15 protein-coding genes are annotated in these 17,771 nt (G+C 67.3%); 6 read left to right on the forward strand and 9 right to left on the reverse strand.

The window, feature by feature from the left end; all coding sequences use genetic code 11:
• Window positions 1-128: 128 nt before the first annotated feature.
• The 5 genes from ACPYOG_RS09440 to ACPYOG_RS09460 all read right to left on the reverse strand — a co-directional run bounded on the left by ACPYOG_RS09440 (window position 129) and on the right by ACPYOG_RS09460 (window position 4,737).
• The gene (locus ACPYOG_RS09440; RefSeq protein WP_481293982.1) at window positions 129-1,622 is read right to left on the reverse strand and encodes a catalase; all 1,494 of its coding nucleotides are present in this window, start codon (window positions 1,620-1,622) and stop codon (window positions 129-131) included.
• On the reverse strand, window positions 1,619-2,071 hold the full coding sequence (locus ACPYOG_RS09445; RefSeq protein WP_481293983.1) for a Fur family transcriptional regulator: 453 nt from the start codon (window positions 2,069-2,071) through the stop codon (window positions 1,619-1,621). The genes ACPYOG_RS09440 and ACPYOG_RS09445 overlap by 4 nt, the downstream gene beginning before the upstream one ends.
• Before the next feature lie 32 nt (window positions 2,072-2,103).
• Window positions 2,104-2,298 (reverse strand): hypothetical protein, encoded by a 195-nt coding sequence (locus ACPYOG_RS09450; RefSeq protein WP_481293984.1) that lies wholly within the window; start codon window positions 2,296-2,298, stop codon window positions 2,104-2,106.
• Window positions 2,299-2,377: 79 nt separating this feature from the next.
• Window positions 2,378-4,105, reverse strand: coding sequence for a cation:proton antiporter (locus ACPYOG_RS09455; protein ID WP_481293985.1), 1,728 nt, complete (start codon window positions 4,103-4,105; stop codon window positions 2,378-2,380).
• Between the two features lie 65 nt (window positions 4,106-4,170).
• On the reverse strand, window positions 4,171-4,737 hold the full coding sequence (locus ACPYOG_RS09460) for a TetR/AcrR family transcriptional regulator (RefSeq protein ID WP_481293986.1): 567 nt from the start codon (window positions 4,735-4,737) through the stop codon (window positions 4,171-4,173).
• A gap of 182 nt (window positions 4,738-4,919) precedes the next feature.
• Here ACPYOG_RS09460 and ACPYOG_RS09465 point away from each other — a divergent pair, with 182 nt between their 5' ends.
• Window positions 4,920-6,578 carry an MFS transporter gene (locus tag ACPYOG_RS09465; RefSeq protein WP_481293987.1) on the forward strand — a complete coding sequence of 553 codons (1,659 nt, stop codon included), beginning with the start codon at window positions 4,920-4,922 and terminating at the stop codon, window positions 6,576-6,578.
• 215 nt (window positions 6,579-6,793) lie between these two features.
• On the opposite strand, the gene ACPYOG_RS09470 is transcribed toward ACPYOG_RS09465, so the two are convergent.
• Both ACPYOG_RS09470 and ACPYOG_RS09475 read right to left on the reverse strand, forming a co-directional pair.
• Window positions 6,794-7,336: a GIY-YIG nuclease family protein gene (locus ACPYOG_RS09470; protein ID WP_481293988.1), complete on the reverse strand. Its 543-nt coding sequence runs from the start codon at window positions 7,334-7,336 to the stop codon at window positions 6,794-6,796.
• Between the two features lie 188 nt (window positions 7,337-7,524).
• The gene (locus ACPYOG_RS09475) at window positions 7,525-8,517 is read right to left on the reverse strand and encodes a class I mannose-6-phosphate isomerase (protein ID WP_481293989.1); all 993 of its coding nucleotides are present in this window, start codon (window positions 8,515-8,517) and stop codon (window positions 7,525-7,527) included.
• A 199-nt stretch (window positions 8,518-8,716) separates the two neighbouring features.
• Between ACPYOG_RS09475 and ACPYOG_RS09480 the strand changes: the two genes are divergently transcribed.
• Complete coding sequence (locus tag ACPYOG_RS09480) at window positions 8,717-10,012, forward strand: O-acetylhomoserine aminocarboxypropyltransferase/cysteine synthase family protein (RefSeq protein WP_481293990.1); 1,296 nt, start codon at window positions 8,717-8,719, stop codon at window positions 10,010-10,012.
• Window positions 10,013-10,044: 32 nt separating this feature from the next.
• Here the strand turns inward: ACPYOG_RS09480 and ACPYOG_RS09485 are convergent, their stop codons facing one another.
• Complete coding sequence (locus tag ACPYOG_RS09485; RefSeq protein WP_481293991.1) at window positions 10,045-11,220, reverse strand: MalY/PatB family protein; 1,176 nt, start codon at window positions 11,218-11,220, stop codon at window positions 10,045-10,047.
• Between the two features lie 628 nt (window positions 11,221-11,848).
• Window positions 11,849-12,913 carry a DUF4917 family protein gene (locus ACPYOG_RS09490; RefSeq protein ID WP_481293992.1) on the reverse strand — a complete coding sequence of 355 codons (1,065 nt, stop codon included), beginning with the start codon at window positions 12,911-12,913 and terminating at the stop codon, window positions 11,849-11,851.
• 483 nt (window positions 12,914-13,396) lie between these two features.
• Between ACPYOG_RS09490 and ACPYOG_RS09495 the strand changes: the two genes are divergently transcribed.
• Genes ACPYOG_RS09495 through ACPYOG_RS09510 form a run of 4 tightly spaced genes read left to right on the forward strand, consistent with a single transcriptional unit; the run spans window position 13,397 to window position 17,655 of the window.
• Entirely contained in the window at window positions 13,397-13,951 is a 555-nt protein-coding gene (locus ACPYOG_RS09495) for a pyrophosphohydrolase domain-containing protein (RefSeq protein ID WP_481293993.1), read from the forward strand.
• 40 nt (window positions 13,952-13,991) lie between these two features.
• A complete protein-coding gene (locus tag ACPYOG_RS09500; protein ID WP_481293994.1) occupies window positions 13,992-15,344 on the forward strand; it encodes an ImmA/IrrE family metallo-endopeptidase in 1,353 nt (450 codons plus the stop codon).
• Window positions 15,328-16,986 (forward strand): adenylosuccinate synthetase, encoded by a 1,659-nt coding sequence (locus ACPYOG_RS09505; protein WP_481293995.1) that lies wholly within the window; start codon window positions 15,328-15,330, stop codon window positions 16,984-16,986. The genes ACPYOG_RS09500 and ACPYOG_RS09505 overlap by 17 nt, the downstream gene beginning before the upstream one ends.
• Window positions 16,987-16,989: 3 nt before the next feature.
• On the forward strand, window positions 16,990-17,655 hold the full coding sequence (locus tag ACPYOG_RS09510) for a DUF7002 family protein (RefSeq protein WP_290472956.1): 666 nt from the start codon (window positions 16,990-16,992) through the stop codon (window positions 17,653-17,655).
• Window positions 17,656-17,771 lie beyond the last annotated feature (116 nt).

A 17,771-nucleotide genomic window follows, 5' to 3' on the forward strand; every position in this document is an offset into this window, starting at 1 on the left:
GGGGTGCGAAGAAACAGGCCGTGGGGCGAGAAGGGGGAAGGTGTTCGGGCCGGATGGCCCCGGGGCCACCTCCCTTTCTGTCGGCGCTTTCTGCCGGTGCTTTGCGTCGGCGCGGGGAGGGCGGGGAGCTAGTCGGCGACGCCGACGTACTCGGCGGCCTCGTCGGGCGTCTCGGTGCCCGACTCGAGCCGGTCGCGGAGGGCTCGACCGAGCGACGCATCCACATTCGTCCAGTACTGGATGGCGCGTTCGCGGATGTCCTCGCGGGTCACGCCGCCCACCGCGCCCGCGATGGTCTCGAGGAAGCGGGCCTTGGCCGCGTCGTCGTACACCTCGCGGTAGAGCGTCCCGGCCTGGCCGAAGTCGTCGTCCTCGGCGTGGAGGGTGGCGGCCGAACGAACGAGCTCGCCGTCCGACTCCCAGGAGCCCTCGCCTGCACGCTCCGGCCGAGCGGCCGGTCCGCCGAACGAGTTGGGCGCGTACACCGGCGCATCGGCCGGCTTGAAGCCGTGACGCCCCGCGCCGTCCTGCGAGTAGTTGTGGACCGGAGCGACCGGACGGTTGACCGGGAGCTCGTTGTAGTTGGTGCCGACGCGGTAGCGCTGGGCGTCCGGGTAGGAGAAGACACGAGCCATCAGCATCTTGTCCGGGCTGATGTCGATCCCGGGGACGGTGTTGGCCGGGGAGAACGCCGCCTGCTCGATCTCGGCGAAGAAGTTCTGCGGATTGTCGGTGAGGGTGTGGATGCCGACCTCGATCAGCGGATAGTCGCTGTGCGGCCACACCTTGGTGAGGTCGAACGGGTTGAAGCGGTACGTCTTGGCGTCCTCGTACGGCATGACCTGGACGGACACCCGCCAGGCCGGGAGGTCGCCCGCCTCGATCGCCTCGTAGAGGTCGCGGCGGTAGTAGTCGGCGTCGGCGCCGGCGAGCTGCTGCGCCTCCACGCCGCCGATCTCCTCGTTCCCCTGCAGGGAGTGGAAGTGGTATTTGACCCAGAAGCGCTCGCCGGCCGCATTGATCCACTGGTAGGTGTGCGATCCGTAGCCGGGCATGGTGCGCCAGGAGCGGGGGAGCCCGCGGTCGCCCATGACGTAGGTCACCTGGTGCGCGGACTCGGGGGACAGCGTCCAGAAGTCCCACTGCATGTCCGCGTCACGGAGCCCGGAACCGGGAAGACGCTTCTGCGAGTGGATGAAGTCGGGGAACTTGATGCCGTCGCGGATGAAGAAGACCGGCGTGTTGTTCCCGACGATGTCGTAGTTGCCCTCGGTCGTGTAGAACTTCACCGAGAACCCACGAACATCGCGCCAGGTGTCCGGGGAGCCCTGCTCGCCGGCCACGGACGAGAAACGCTGGAGGGTCCGCGTGGTCGTGTCCGGCTGGAACACCGCAGCCTTCGTGTACGCGCTCACGTCGCCGGTGACGACGAACTCGCCGAAGGCCCCGCCGCCCTTCGCGTGGACGATGCGCTCGGGGATCCGTTCGCGGTTGAACTGTGCGAGTTTCTCGACGAGGTAGCGGTCGTGCAGTGCGGTGACGCCGTCGCGGCCGGCGGTGAGCGAGTGCGCGTCGCTGGCGACCGGGCTCCCGGTCTGGGTGGTCGTGTAGTCGTCCGTCATCGTTCTCCTTCATCGTGGTGAGCGCGCTCGGAGCGCGCCTGGCAGGACGGGCACAGACCCCAGAAGGTGACTTCCGCGGTACTGATCGCGAATCCGCCTGCATCCGAGGGATCCAGGCAGGGTGCGTGACCCACGACGCAGTCGACGTCGCCGACGGCGCCGCACGCGGTGCAGACCACGTGGTGATGGTTGTCGCCCACGCGCCGCTCATAGAGCGCAGGTGAGCCGGCCGGCTCGATCCGCCGCAGCAACCCGGCCGCCGTGAGGTCGCCGAGAACGTTGTGCACATTCTGGATCGACGTCCCCGGCAGCATCGGAAACAGAGTTCGGAAGACCGTCTCCGCGTCCGAGTGCGGGTGGTGGGTCACCACCTCGAGCACGCCCAGCCGGCCTCGCGTCGCCTTGAGGCCGGCCTCGCGCAATGCGCTCTCGAGGCGTGCCGCGTCCATGGGTCGACCCTAGCCGAACTTATTTTGAATTGCTAAAAATTGTCGCGGCTCCGGGCGTGGCGCGGGTCGACCTCGCGTCGCCCCGTCCGGACGATCACCTGTTCCAGGGCTACCGTGACCGGACCGATGGCCCTGCGGATGGTGGTCAGCGCTTCGTGCTGGTTGTCGGCTTGGACAGCGACCACCATGCGTCGTCGGTCCTGGCTGCGAATCACGGTGAGTTCCATGACTCTCCTTTCCGCCCCCTGCGGGCCTCATTAACGACAGACGGGCCGGCCGAGCGGTCATGACGCCGATCCGGGCGACCTACCGCGAGCGGGAGCGGAGCCGCGTCTCCTCGAGGTCCAGCAGCGACTGCGCCTCCGTGAGCACGCGGGACGGGTACGACCCGCGGGCGCGCTCGAGAAGCAGCCGGGTGCGCTCGGCGTCGACCACGGCGAGCCGCAGCGTCCGGTAGACGTGGTGCGGACGGCTCTCCTGCGGGGTGTCGTTCAGCAGCGTCCGCTCCCACGCCGATTCGGCGCGCAGGTACGAGGACTGCCGCACGCGCTCCACGACCTCCGGGTCGATCTGGGTGGTCGATGCCGCCGCGGTCTCCGGATCGTCCAGCACGGCGAGTCCCGCCTCGCTCAGGTCGTCGAGCAGCTGCGCCAGCAGCCGGCGGTCCTCGCCAGCATCCGCACCCTGCAGGCCGAGCGCGCGGATGAGCCAGGGCAGCGTCCCTCCCTGCACCACCAGGCTGAGGAACGCGACCGTGAAGGCGATGAGGATCAGCTGCGGGCGGTACGGGATGCTGTTCGGCAGCGACTGCGCGGCCGCGAGCGTGACGACGCCGCGCATCCCCGCCCATCCCAGGATCACGCCGCCCTTCCCGTCGATCGCCTCCTGGCGGTACTCCTCCAGGTCGCTGCGATGCCGCTCGTGGCGCCGCTCGGCACGTTGCTTGCGCAGAGCCTGCCAGCGGTACTGCACCGGATGGTCGCGGTAGTAGCTGATCATCAGCCACTCGCGGAGGACGCTGCGCTCGGCGCGCTCCGCGCGTCTCTTCAGGCCCAGGATGAGCGGCACGATCAGCACGAACCGGATCACCATGAGGGAGAGGACGGCGATGACGCCGAGGCCGACGGCGTTCCAGACGCTGAGCACCTCGGGGTTCTCGACGTCCGCGATGAGAGTGCGCAGCTCCAGTCCGATCAGCAGGAACACGCCGTTCTCCAGGAGGAACTGGATGGTGCGCCAGTTGATCTGGTCGCTGATCCTGGCCTGGGCGCTGAACTGGCTGGGCGCTGCGTGCCCGGTGTAGAGGCCGGTGATGACGACCGCCAGCACGCCGGACCCGTGCAGCGCTTCGGTCGGCGCGAAGGCGGCGAACGGCACGACGACGGAGAGTGCGGTGTCGAGGACGGGATCGCTCAGCTTCGAGCGGACCCAGACGGAGACGAATCCGACCACCAGCCCGACCACGGAGGCGATGATCACGGCGGAGAAGAAATCGACCACACCGGCCCAGGGCGTTGTCAGCGTCCCGAGTGCGGCGGCCAGTGCCGTGCGGAGCAGCACCAGCGCGGTCGCGTCGTTGACCAGGCCCTCGCCCTCCAGGACGGTGAGGACGCGCGGCGGCAGGCCGAGCTTGCGTCCGATCGAAGTCGCCGCGACGGCATCCGGAGGGCTGATGATCGCGCCGAGGGCGATCGCCGCCGCGAGGCTCAGGTGCGGCAGCATCGTGAACAGGATGAAGCCGGCGGCGAAGGCGGTGATCACCACCAGCACGACCGAGAGTCCCGCGATGGGCGCCAGATTGCGCCGGAAGTCGGTGAGTGGGACGCTGATGGCCGCGGCGAACAGGATCGGCGGGAGGAGCCCATCCAGGATGATCTCCGGCGGCACCCCGATCTTCGGCACACCGGGCAGGAACGAGAGCATCACGCCGACGATGACGAGGATGATCGGCGCGGCCACGCCGAGCTTGCGGGCGAAGGCTGCCACGCCGACGATGACCGCCACAGCGATCACCGCATAGACGCCCAGCTCCATCTCCTCAGCGTAGAGGGAGCGCCCGGATCAGCGGGTGGTTGCGTGAACGAGGTCGAGCGGGCGCCTCAGCGGGCGCGGAGCCCGTCGATCGCCATGGCGATCACGCGGTCGCGCTGTTCGTCGTCGTCGAAAGCGACTCCCGCGATGCCGGAGACCATGCGGATGACGTCGCCGATCTCCGCATCCTTGCGCAGTTCGCCCGCGGCCTGGGCGCGCGCGATCAGGGGCGCCCCCGCGTCGTAGAGGGACGTGCGGCAGCTGAGGAGGACGGGCGACTCCTTGTTGAGCCCCTCGATCAGCGCGCGCTTGGTGCCGACGTAGCTGACGAACCGGCGCAGCCAGGCCAGGACGGCCTCCCACGGGTCGAGCGAGCCTGCATCCTCGGCCGCGCGGACCACGGCTTCCACCTCGTCGATGTAGACGGCCTCGACGAGAGCGTCGCGCGTGGGGAAGTTGCGGTACAGCGTCCCGATCCCGACTCCTGCCCGGCGTGCGATGTCCTCCAGCGGAGCGCCGGGACCCTGCTTCGCGAACGCCTCTCGCGCGGCCGTGAGCAGCGCTTCGAAGTTGCGTCGCGCATCCGCCCTCTGAGGTCGGGCGACGCTCGAGGTGAGTGTCTCGGTGCCGGTCACGGCGACGGTCCTTTCGGCTCGCTCTCCCGTCCGGTCGACCGGATCGGGAAATGGGGCTTGCGAACCGGAGGCACCCTCCGGTACCGTGAGCACGTAACCGGAGGAACCCTCCGAACGGAGCCTCCCTCCAATTCTAGCCCACATCCGGCATCATCACCTCGAGAAACGGAAACCTCCCGACAATGTCTCGATCCCACTCGGGCCTGACCTTCGCCATCCTGGCGCTCAGCGTCGGCTCCTTCGCGATCTTGCAGTCGCTCGTCGTCCCTGTCCTTCCCGTCATCCAATCCGACCTGCACACCACCACCGCGGGCGTCACCTGGACCATGACCGCGTGGCTCATCGCCGCCGCGGTCGCCACCCCGCTGCTCGGCCGCGTGGGCGACATCGTCGGCAAGCGCCGCATCCTCGTCCTCGCTCTCCTCGCCGTGGCTCTCGGCAGCGTGATCGCCGCCGTCGCCCCGAACATCGGCGTGGTCATCGCCGGCCGGGTCATCCAAGGCCTCGGCGGCGCCATGTTCCCGCTCGCCTTCGGCATCATCCGGGATGAGTTCCCGGCCCGCCGCCTCCCCTCGGCGATCGGCGCGATCGCGTCGATCATCGCCATCGGCAGCGGCCTGGGCACCGTGCTCGCCGGCCCGTTGGCCGCTGCGCTCAGCTGGCGCGGACTCTTCCTGCTGCCGGTCGTCCTCACCGTGACGGCCGCCGTGCTCGCGCTCATCTTCATCCCCGAGTCGCCGACGCGTGCGGCCGGCGGGGTGAACCCATGGGCTGCCGTGCTGCTCTCCGGCTGGCTGGTCGCGCTCCTCCTTCCGCTCAGCACCGGAGCGCAGCTGGGCTGGTCGTCTCCCGGAGTGATCGGTCTGTTCGTCCTCGCGGCCGTGCTCCTCGCCTCCTGGGTGCTCGTCGAACTCCGTTCGCGGCATCCCCTGGTCGACATGCGGCTCATGCGCGAGCCCGGCGTCTGGTCGATGAATGCGGCCGCCGTCTTCATCGGCGCCTCGATGTTCGCGGTGTTCGCGTTCTTCCCGCGGTTCGTGCAGACACCGACCTCCACCGGGTACGGCCTGGGCGCCTCCGTGGCCGAGTCCGGGATGCTGATGCTCCCCATGCTCGTCACGATGGCGGTGACCGGATTTCTCAGCGGCCCGCTGGCCCGCTGGATCGGTTTCCGGTCGCAGATCGTCCTCTCCGCCGCCCTCATGGGCGGGGCGAGCCTCTCGCTGGCATTCCTGCACGGCTCGCTTTTCGCCGTGGCGGCGGCGTCCGGTGTCTTCGGCCTCGGGCTCGGCCTCATCTACGCGGCGATCACCAGTGTGGTCGTGCAGAGCGTCCCGGCGACGCAGACCGGGATCGCGAGCGGGATGAACGCCAACCTGCGCACCGTCGGCTCTGCGGTCGGCGCGGCCGTGATGACCGCGCTGGTGACCGGGGCGATCGCCCCCGACGGGCTGCCGGCCGAGTCCGGCTACACCGAGGGCTTCGCGACGGCAGGCATCCTGGCGCTGGCCGCGGGTGTCGTCACGCTGGTCGCCGTCGGCATCATGCGCTCGGCGCGCCGCACAGCCGAGGCGGAGGCCGCGGCCGCCGTCGAGGCCGAGCTGCTGGTCGAGGCGGAGGCGCTGGAGCTGGTCCCCGCCGGGGATGCGGAGCGGGAGCTGGTCCCCGCCGGTGCTGCCGAGCGGGAGTCGCGGCTCAGCATGCTGCGCGACCCGGCGCTGCGGGAGGCAGCACTCCAGGAGGCGGAGGAGATGGCCCAGCTCGCAGCGAAGGTCGAGGCCGAGCTCGCCGCCGAGGGCGCTGGGCACGGCCGCGGACGGGAGACCCTCGAGGTCGCCTGATCGCCCACGAGGGCCCGGGCCACTGCGGCCCGGGCCCTTCGCCGCCTCCGGGCCGCCTCCGGGCGGCCGGCCCCTGGACACTGAAGGAGATTCGGACGGATCGCGTTCGAATCTCCTTCAGTACTGCCAATCGAAGGAGATTCGACGCCCGATCTCCTTCGATAGCCGACCAGGGCAGGCCGGGGCCGACCAGGGCAGGCCGGGGCCGACCAGGGTCAGCCCCGCAACGCGGCCGCCTCGCTCCGCCAGCGGGCGAGCAGCGCCCAGGGATCGGGCGCGCCCTCGCGCAGCCGCTCGACGTGGGCGAGCAGCGCCGCATCGGTCTCGAACCATTCGGTGCCCGGGATGCGCAGCTGCGCGAACTCAGCGTGGCGCCGCTGCTCGAGGGTCCGATCCCCCCGCTCGAACGCGAGGACCTCGTCGTGCGGCAGGCTCGCGAACCGCTGGACCGGGTTGGCGGTCGTCCCGATCTTGATGCGGTCCTGAAAGCGCAGGTAGTAGACGACATCCACCCGGGAGGCGGCCGGGTCGTCCGGGGGAGGGTCGCCGACTCGCCACTCGCACACGGCGCACAGCCAGCCGGAGGGGTAGCGGACCCCCAGCCGCGAGCCGCAGAAGGCGCAGGGCGAGGGCAGGACGTCCGTGACGCCGAACTCTCCGGCCACCCAGTCGTGCACCTCCAGGAGGTGCGGAAGGCACAGCGCGACGGGCGCACCCGCGTGCGCCGGGGACCCGCAGAGCGCGCACGGCGTGGTCATGGCCTCGTCACGGGCTCAGCGTAACCGCGGCCTCCGACACGCGCCGGTTCGGACCCCTCCAGTCAACCGCGGCCTCCGACACGCGCCGGTTCGGGCCCCTCCAGTTAACCGCGGCCTCCGACACGCGCCGGTTCGGGCCCCTCCAGTTAACCGCGGCCTCCGACACGCGCCGGTGCGGACCCGCCACGTCACTGCGGCGGCCGGCACCGGATGACGTCGAGCTCGCCGGAGAGGCCGAGAGGACCGTCCCCGTGGGCGGTGAGTACTGTGGATCCCTGCCGGAGCGGAAGCGAGCCGGCGGCGGTCTCGAGGGCGCCCGTCCCGCCCAGGACGACGAGGATCGAGAAGCCCGGCTCCAGCTCGCGCGATCCGGACACGTGGAGGCGTTCCGCGGCGAAGAACGGATCGGCGTCCGCCGGGAACAGCGTCTCGGCGTCCCGGCCCTGGCGCAGCGCGTGGATGCGCTCCTCGGGCGTGACCTCCCGGACCAGGCCGCCGATCGCGGTGGAGAGGTCCAGGCCGAGCAGCGCATCCCTCTCGGGCAGCGATCGCCGCTCGAGCAGGATCGAGAGGTCGGTCGGCTGCTGAAGTTCGACGAGCGTCACGCCCGGACCGATCGCGTGCGCCAGCCCCGCCGGAACCAGGAGAGTGTCGCCCGCCGCGAGCGGCACCCGGTTCATCGCCGCGAGCATCGCGTCCGCATCCTGCCCGGCCCACCACGCTTCGACCTCGGTGGAGGCGACCGGGCGCCGGAATCCGAGCGCGGCGTAGGCATCCGGCTCCGCCTCGATGACCGCCCAGGCCTCCGTCTTGCCGAGCGGGCTGCCCAGGTGGCGAGCGGCGAACGCGTCATCGGGGTGGTAGTGGACGAACAGCCGCTCGGCCGTGTCCAGCAGCTTGACCAGCAGCATGGTGCGGGCGCCGAAGCGCTCCACGTGCCGGGGGCCGAGGAACGACACCGGATCCGCCTCCACGGCGTCACGGAGGGTCCGGCCGTCCGGCAGCACGGTGAGCCCTACGCCGCCGCCGGCGAACACCTCCGTCGTCGACCCCACGAAGTCCTCGGGGGTGAACGGGCTCGGCTGCGGGGTGCCGCGGAAGCGGGCGATTCCCGCCCCACCCCGGTAGGGCCGGTCGAGCGGCTGGTTCGGGCCGAGGAGCACGGGTGTTTCGGTGGTCACCGACAGCAATCTAGTCGCCTGCCGGAGACGACGCCGACGCGATGGCCGCAGTCCCGCCGCGTCGCCGGAGCATCACCGCCGCCCGGCGGCCCGCCGGATCGCCGCGCTGACCCGGTTCCACACGGGAGGCGAGAGCTCCTGTGACACTCGGTGACGCAGGCTTTTGGCGGCGACGGCACGGATCACTAGGGTGGCGGGCATGCCCGATGAGGATCGCCCACTGGACTTCGAGACACGTCAGATCCACGCGGGAGCCGTGGTCGACGCCCAGACGAAGGCGCGGGTGACGCCGATCTACCAGACGGCCGCCTACGTCTTCGACAGCTTCGACGACGGTGAGGAGCGGTTCGCCGGCCGCAGTGCGTACCGGGCGTACTCCCGGAACGAGAACCCGACGAACGCCGTCGCGGGCCGTCGGATCGCCGATCTCGAGGGCGGGGTCGACGGCATCGTGGTCGCCAGCGGGCAGGCCGCCATCGCGACGGCGATCACGGCGCTCGCCGGTGCGGGCGACCACATCCTCGCCACGCGGTCGCTCTACGAGGGCACGCGCGAGATGTTCAGCGGGGTACTGAAGCGGCAGGGGATCGACTTCGAGTACGTGCCCGACGATGCGAGCGACGAGGAGTGGGCGGCGCGATTCCGGCCGCAGACGAAGGCGGTGTACACCGAGACCCTGCCGAATCCGCTCGGCCAGGTCGTCGACATCGCCCGGATCGCCGGGCTGGCGCATGCGGCAGGTGTGCCCCTGGTGGTCGACAACACCGTCCCGACTCCCTATCTCTGGCGACCGATCGAGGACGGCGCCGACATCGTCATCCATTCGACCTCCAAGTGGCTCTCCGGTCACGCCTCGGTGATCGGCGGCGCGATCGTGGATGCGGGCCGGTTCGACTGGGCTGCCCAGGCGGAGCGCTTCCCGCAGCTGGCCCGACAGCCGCGGCCGGGCGTCCCGTCGTTCGTGGAGCGGTTCGGGAGCGGCGCGTACCTGGCGTACGTCCGCGCGGTCATCGTCCTCGAGTACGGCCCGACCATCCCGCCGACCAGCACCTTCCTGCTGCTGCACGGCATCGAGACGCTGTCGGTCCGGATGGACCGGCACATCGCGAACGCTCAGGCGATCGCGGAGTGGCTGGAGGGCCGGCCGGAGGTCGCGCAGGTGTTCTACCCAGGCCTGCCGTCGAACCCGTACTACGAGCGCGCGCAGCGGTACCTGCCGGCCGGCGCCGGCTCGATCGTGTCGATCGACCTGGCCGGGGGGAGGGATGCGGCACGCCGCTTCATCGACTCCCTGCGGCTGATCTCGCCCATGACGCACATCGGCGACGTCCGCACCCTCGCCATCCACCTGGGCAGCACCATCCACGCCAAACTCAGCCCGGAGGAGCAGGCGGAGGCGGGGATCACGCCCGGCCTCATCCGGTTGTCGATCGGGATCGAGAGCGCGCGCGACATCATCGCCGATCTCGAGCGCGGACTGGTCGCGGCCGGCTGACCGGTCAGATGCAGGCGCTGCGGGCTACTCCGTCAGCCGGCGAGCGCGGCCGTGGAGCGCGCTGAGACGGTGGTGGCGATCCGCCGCACGGCCTCGATGACGGTCGACGGGTTGCAGGCCAGGTTGATGCGGGCGAAGCCCCGGCCGGGCTCCCCGAACGCGAGACCGGAGTTGAGGGCGACGCGGCCCTCCTCGATGAGCACGGCCGCGGGATCGTCGCCCAGACCGGCATCGCGGAAGTCCAGCCAGGCCAGGTACCCGGCGTCCGGCCGGACGGGCCGCACGGCAGGAGCATGGGCGGCGAGCTCCGCCTCGAGCAGGCGGTAGTTCTCCACCAGCAGCCCGACCAGGTCGTCCCGCCAGCCGACGCAGGAGAGGGCGGCGACGTTGGCGTGGAGCCCGAGGATGCTCGTGCGCGCGGCCAGCTCCTGCGGCAGCGCGGTGAGGAGGGATGCCGACCACTCATCGGCCGCCACGATGACCGCGCACTTCAGGGCGGCGAGGTTCCACGCCTTGCTCGCAGAGGTGACGGTCACGGCGCGGCAGCCGGCCTCACGGGCGATCGGGGCGAAGGGGAGGAAGCGGGTGCCCGGATGGGCGAGGGGCGCGTGCACCTCGTCACTGACGACGAAGACGCCGTAACGGGCGGAGAGGGAGGCGAGAGCCTGGAGGGTCTCGCTGCTGTGACATCGACCGGTCGGATTCTGCGGGTTGCAGAGCAGCATCGCATCGGCGCCCGCGGAGAAGGCAGCTTCGATGCCGGCCAGGTCGAGACTCCAGTCGTGGTCCTCCAGCAGCGGAACGGTGACCGCGACCGCGTCCGCTTCCTCCACCATCTCGAAGAACGGCGGATACACCGGCGGCGTCAAGACCACGCGGCCGCCCTCCGCAGGCAGCGCCAGCCGCAGCGCCTCCACGACGCCGACCGTCACATCCGTGGCCAGATGGACGTCGGCGGGGTCGACCTCCCAGCCCCACGACGCCCGGGCGAAGTTCGCGAAGGCGGGGGCGAGCGGCCCGGCGGAGTCCAGATATCCGGTGTCCGAATGCTGCAGGGTCTGCGCGACCCGTTCCAGGATGGCCGGCTCGACGTCGAAGTCCATCTCGGCGACGAAGACGGGCAGCACATCCGCAGGGTAGCGGCGCCACTTGATGCTCGACCGGGTGGCATAGAGCTGCTCCAAGGGGCGTGCCGGTGCGAAGCTCATGCACAGATCGTGCCCTGAGACGGGGTGCGAGGGCGACCCGGACGTCAAAAAGCGTAGTGAAGCGAGAGCATGCGCCGAGAACCGGGGATGTGCGGGGCGGCGTTCGCGCGGACGCCGGCCCCGCTCGGCGGGCTCAGCGCGACGCATCCTGTAACCCCCGCACCCTGCTCAACAGCTCGGCGGTCGCCTCCCAGAGGCGCTTCTCCCGCGCGCGGTCCTGCGCGACCGGGTGCACCTCGGTCAGCTTCGTCTACACCGCCGAGCCGGGGCGAGGATGCGGAACGCCTCGCGCTTGCCACCGTCCTGGGCACGCAGCCCCTGGTTCCGTGACCACTTATGTCGTGACAGCCCTCAGCTCAAATGACATCTCTCACGCTGTTGACACCAGGAAAACACTGGGTTCCCAAGCATGTACATGCGCGCGGTACTCGCAGAAAAGATGAAACCAATCGACGATGCCGCGCTTCGACGAAGGAACAACCGATCAGAACTGCTCTTTCTCGAGGGTCCACGCGATTCTCTAGGGATACAGGGCATTCTGGGCGACCCCGCGACTTGCCCGGAATGAGGCGATACGGAGCTATTGTGCCCCGCGCTAGCGCATCTCCACGTGTGCTTGCCGGTGCCCTTAGATTTTCCAGAGCGGAACCGTTGTGGCGTCGAAGAACTGCACTTCGAGCGGGATCTTCGCGTGCCCGGCGGCGCGCTTGGACTTGAGGTGAAGGGCAGCGTCGATCAGTCCGCGGTTCGCATCCGAGTGGGGGTCTCCGTACACGGAGACAGCGAGCCTGCTGACCTTCGACGCGGCGACCGCCTTGAGAATATGGGCGTCGTTGGCGCTCATTGACAAGCCAAAGACGACCATACTGCCGCCGATCGCGGCGAGCGATCGAAGCCCGCGCGCCAAGTAGTCGCTGGTCTGTATCCGCGCGAGTTTCTCGTTACTGCTACCTTCTGCAACGATCAGAGGGAATCGGTCTGCAGCTAGCTGACGTCGAATCTGCTCGATGAGCGGTTCGCCGGTGCGTACCCACGTCAGTTTTTGTAGCTCACCGTTGTCAATGTCCCGGTACAGGTGCAGAGCTCCGTGGAGGTAGTAGATCGTCTGGGCGTGCGGGTCCAGATAGTTCCACACCACGTATTCCGCGGTCGGGTCGTCCGGGTTGCGGAAGCCGTCGTCGGCAGTTGTGAAGTGACTTCCCTTCCCGGCGTCGTCGTGCATCGTCGTCCAGTAGAGAAGCAGGTCGTAGTTGGCGGAGTAGATGCGGCCGAAGGGCTCAATGAACGCACGCACCCGTGCGTACGCGGCGTCGCTAATGTCTCCTGGGCGTTCTGGGTGCAGACCCGCGAGCGTGCGCGCAAGACCATCTTTCAAGTCAGCCGCCTGCGCGCGAAGCTGCGCGATCTCGTTTGCGTGGGCGGCCTCATCCAACACTTCCAAGGCGTTAGCGGCTGCCAACAGCTGCCGGATTACAAGCTCAAAATCGTAGGTGTTGAGCGAGTTAAAGAACTTGTCGGCAAAGCCGCCGATGTAACCAAGGTTGCTCGCGGTTTCGCGCAACGCCCGGTAAGTGAATCGCGACGCGTCGTAGGCGACGCTGAAACCGTTGCCCAGCAGGAGCGTCCGGGATTTCGCCGTGGTTTGATCTACCCAGGCCAGCGCAGCGTCGTACGTGAGCAGTGACTCCCCCATATATGCAGCTTATTGGTCATACGAACGCCCGAAGGGCTCACGGGAGTCGTTGCTGTCACAAGCGCCCGTGTTCCTCGCCCGGGCAGGCCCAGTGACGGGGCACGCATGTTCAGGCTTCTCAGCCTCCTTGTCGCTCCCTACGCCCTCGTCCTATCCGCTGGCTCGTTCAAGTAGCGCTCCAGGCCGGCACGTAGTGGGCGCACGCGTTCCAAGCCGGGCCTGCGATGACCGAGACGACCCCGAGGCGGGGCAACGGGAAGCGGTCGCGCAAGACGAGCATTTACCGCCTCGGACTCGGCCGAAGGGCGGACTGCGAGCGGTCTCAGTCATTCCCTGGCGCCCGAGTCGTGGATGAGGCGGGAAAAACTGATACCTCGAACTGATCTAGCGTCCAGCAGCAACTATTTCCGCGCATAGGTTAGGCATGAGAACCATCGTTCCGACACGCCGGAATCGGTCAAGAGCGCATGTCATGATTGGAACATGTCCGCAGATCTCGCTCGCACAGAAACGGTCGAGTTTGACTTGGGCCTGCCGACACCCTCCCGGGTCAAAGCCTCACAGCCACGGCGCAAACGCGATCCGCAGCCCAAGAGGCACCTCTGGATTCAGCCCGTACTGTCCGATGCGATGCTTGCGGTCGGAGAGTTTCACACGGCGTTCGAGCTGCCCCTCCACGTCGTCCCGCAGGGTCAAATCCCAGGCAGTCTGGCGGCGCTACGAGTGAATCTCTTGGAGGAGGAGGTCGCCGAGTTCAAAGAAGCAGTCGCTGACGGCAATCTCGTGGCCATCGCCGACGCGCTTGGCGACATTGCCTACGTGCTCTACGGAACCGCACTCAGTTACGGCATAGACCTCGACGCGGTGATCGCAGAGATCCACCGGTCCAACATGAGCAAGCTCGGCCCTGACGGCAAACCGCTACTGCGTGAAGACGGCAAGGTGCTGAAGCCGAGAACCTTCACGAAGCCGGACCTGGAGCGTGTGCTGCGGGATCAGCCACCGCTACCTTTCAACCCCACAACAAGGGGCGCGTGACAGGGTGCTTCATGTCTCACCTGCCGTCTAACCTGTACGCATGGGTCAGCAATGGACGAACAGCTCCGTTCTAGCGTTCGCAGATGGCGCCGATCCGATTGAACGCGCACGCAGCGTCGCAGAAGACCTCCTGCAGGCCGCAGCCTCGTTAGGGCTGGAAGGCCCACCGCTCGACGTTGCCCGACTGGCTGCCGCGTTAGGCGCGCGACTTCGTCCCACCGACTCCCTTACCGATGCCAGAACTGTGAACATCGACGGGGAAACGATTATCGAGTACAACCCCTCCCGTCCGCGCGGCCGACTTCGGTTCAGCCTCGCCCACGAGCTAGCTCATACGAGATTCCCGGACATGGCTCGCAAGCCGCGCTATAGAACTGAACTGGGGGCGGTACCCGCCGCGGATGACAACTGGGAAGTTGAGTTGGTCTGCAACATCATCGCGGCCGAGCTACTACTCCCGGAAGACGCCGTACGACCGCTCGTCAACGTAGAAACCGACATCGACTTCATCATGGAGACTCGACGCAGGTGGGACGTGTCAACCGAAGCGCTCCTACGCCGACTAGTTGAAGCGTCGCCACGCCCGCTTGCCCTGCTTGTGACGTCCGCCAGAGCCGAAGGCTCACGAGTGGACTACCTGCTCACTTCGCGGAGCATCAAGTTGTCCCCAGTGATGAACGCACTCGCTCACGGTGACCTCCTAGAAGCGAGCCAATTTCGCCGGCCCAGCGCCGTCGGACAAACCTTGCATCACAAGATCCGTGTAGGCGATCGGACCCTCGAAGCCCAAACCGTTGGAACACCCCCGTTCCCGGGATCGTCCCGACCGCGGGCAATGACGCTGATTGAGCTGGCCGCCCCCGCAAACGCCGACCCACACCTGAGCTACGTGACGGGGGACCTGCTCACCGAACTCGACACGCGCTCGCCGATCATTTTCGCCCACGTCGTCGCTGACTCGACCAGGAGCTGGTCCCGGTACGGCGCCGCCGCAGCATTGGCGCGCGCATACCCTGATTTCCCGGGCGCCTACCGAGCGTGGACGATTGCCGACGCCTCCAATCTCACGTTAGGAAACGTCCATTTCGTGCAGCGTCAAGACAGCGGAGGCCAGGTTGGAATCGCCAGCATCGTGGCGCAAGAAGGTTACGGCCCTGGGAAGGCCACCCGTCTCCGATATGACGCTCTCGAACAGGGGTTGACTCAAGTCGCGGAGATCGCGGGCCGTGAAGGTGCGAAGGTGCATGTGCCCCGGATTGGTGCCGGTCAAGCCGGAGGGCGATGGGACATCATTGAAACAATCATCAGGAAGACGCTGACAGCTCGCGATGTAGACGTCATTGTTCACACCCTGCGTGCGAAAGGCCCCGAACACCATGACGCTCGAAGCTGAAACGGAAACCCTCCAGCCTCGCATCGTCGTTATCAGCGGACCCGTCGGATCTGGCAAGAGCACGCTCGCGCAGCGGCTGGTCGAGCATTTCGGAGCGACCCACGTCCGCACGCAGGAGCTACTCGCCGAGGAAGCCGCCAGAAGAAGCGAAGTTCTTCCTGATGAGCGACGCGCGCTTCAGGACTATGGCGACTTCCTCGATCGAGACACTGGTGGTCGGTGGGTCGCTGATGGCGTAGCGCTTCGCATCGCAGAAGGCGAAATACGAAGCGCGCTCATCGTTGTCGATGCGATCCGAATCCTTCCGCAGATCGACCATCTTCGTGAGGCTTTCCCATCTCGCGTCACCCACATTCACTTGTGGGCCCCCGACGATGAGCTCGCGACTCGCTACGAAGGGCGACGAGAATCGAGCCACATCCGAGAGCTAGAAAACTACGGAGAGGTAGCGCAGAACGAAACCGAGCGGCGGACTCACGAGTTGAGCGCGGACGCTGACATTTCGATCAACACAAACCGGTGTTCGGAGGACGACGTCGAGACGCGCGCCGCTGCTGCCCTCCGGCTTGGGACGCCCCGAAGCGCTCGGCTAGTCGATGTCTTGGTTGGCGGACAATACGGGAGCGAGGGCAAAGGCAACATCGCATTCTTCCTCGCTCCCGAGTACGACCTACTCGTCCGAGTTGGCGGACCGAACGCCGGTCACAAAGTGCCGATAGCCGGCTCGTTCGTGCATCGCCTTCTTCCATCCGGCACGCTGGCAAACGAGACCGCGACTTTGCTCATCGGCCCGGGCGCCACACTGGATGTCGAAGTTCTCCTCAACGAAATTGCTGAATGCAACGTCGAAGTCGGTCGGCTGTTCATCGACCCGCAAGCAATGATCATCGAGGAGTTCGACAAGGAAGCGGAAGGCGAACTCAAGAAGACGATCGGCTCGACTGGTAAAGGCGGCGGATCCGCGGCTGCGCGGCGAATCATGGGCCGTTCGGGAACCATCGCTCCACCTGTCCGTCTGGCGAAAGATGTCGTCGAGCTCCAGCCGTACATCCGTCCGGCACGAGACGTCATCGAAGAGACCCTGCGCCAGGGGAAGAAGATCCTTCTGGAGGGCACCCAAGGTACCGGGCTCAGCATCTACCATGGGCACTATCCGCACGTCACAAGTCGCGACACGACCGTGGGCGCCACTCTTGCGGAAGCGGGGATCGGTCCGCACCGACTCCGACGGGTCATCATGGTGATTCGTACTTACCCAATCCGAGTGGGTAACCCCATCCGGGGCGAATCCGGTCGAATGTCGCAGGAGCTCGAATGGCAGGAAATTGCCGACCGGTCAGGACATGACGTTGAGGACCTGATCAAGACAGAGAAGGGTTCCGTCTCCCACACGCAGCGACGTGTCGGCGAGTTCGATTGGGAGCAGCTGAAGAGGGCGTCGGAACTGAACGGAGCGACCGACATCGCACTGACCTTCACTGACTACATCAGTAAAGAGAATGAACGTGCGCGGCGCTTCGAGCAGCTCAGCATAGAAACCGTGAACTTCATCGAGGAAGTTGAACGTGTCGCCGCCGCTCCCGTCACCCTTATCGGAACTCGGTTCGATCGGCGCAGCGTGATCGACCGTCGAGAATGGTGACAAATGGATGTAGATCAGTTGATTGCTGAGTACCCCAGGCTCTACCACATGGCAACTGCCGGGAGTTGGGACTCCATCAAGACGAATGGCCTCTGGACCACGGAGCAGATAACCACATCCGCAGGCCTACATCCGGATGTCGTCGAAGAGTTGCTCACCCGCCGCCGGCCGCGATCGGTCGTGATCGACCATCCCGATCTTGGCGTAGTGAGCGTTCGCGACCAGATGCCCCTCAAAATGGTCTTCCTGAACGAGGTGCTGATCGACATGACAGTCGAAGAGTGGCTGGTCACCTTGAACAACCGGGTCTTCTTCTGGCTGCACGAGAATCGGTTGAACAGGCTTCTCGGTGCCAAGCAGTATCGGAATCACGAACAGGACGTTCTCGTCATCGACACCCGATCCCTTGTCGAAGCACACCACGATCGCGTTCGCCTGGCCCCGATGAACACAGGCTCCACATTGTTCCCTGGAGCGCCACTTCGAGGCACCGGCACCTTCGCACCGATTGCTGAGTACGACTACGCATCCATGCGCGTCGGCAGACTGTCAGAAAATCGAGTAGTCGAACTTGCCGTGATTGATGGAGTGCATGATCTGGCAGATCATGTGGTCGCCGTTCAGCGTCGCGTTGGCGCCACCATCTTGGGAGAGACTCGAGTCCGCTAACCGGCGCGCATCGGACGAACACTCACTGGGGCACGCTTCGCGCCGGCATGAGTGATTGCAATCGCTAGCCACCGCTCACGCCGCCTCGCCCATCATGCCCCTGATCTTGTTCCACC

The sequence above is a fragment of the Leifsonia sp. HAY1-4F genome (assembly GCF_056755275.1).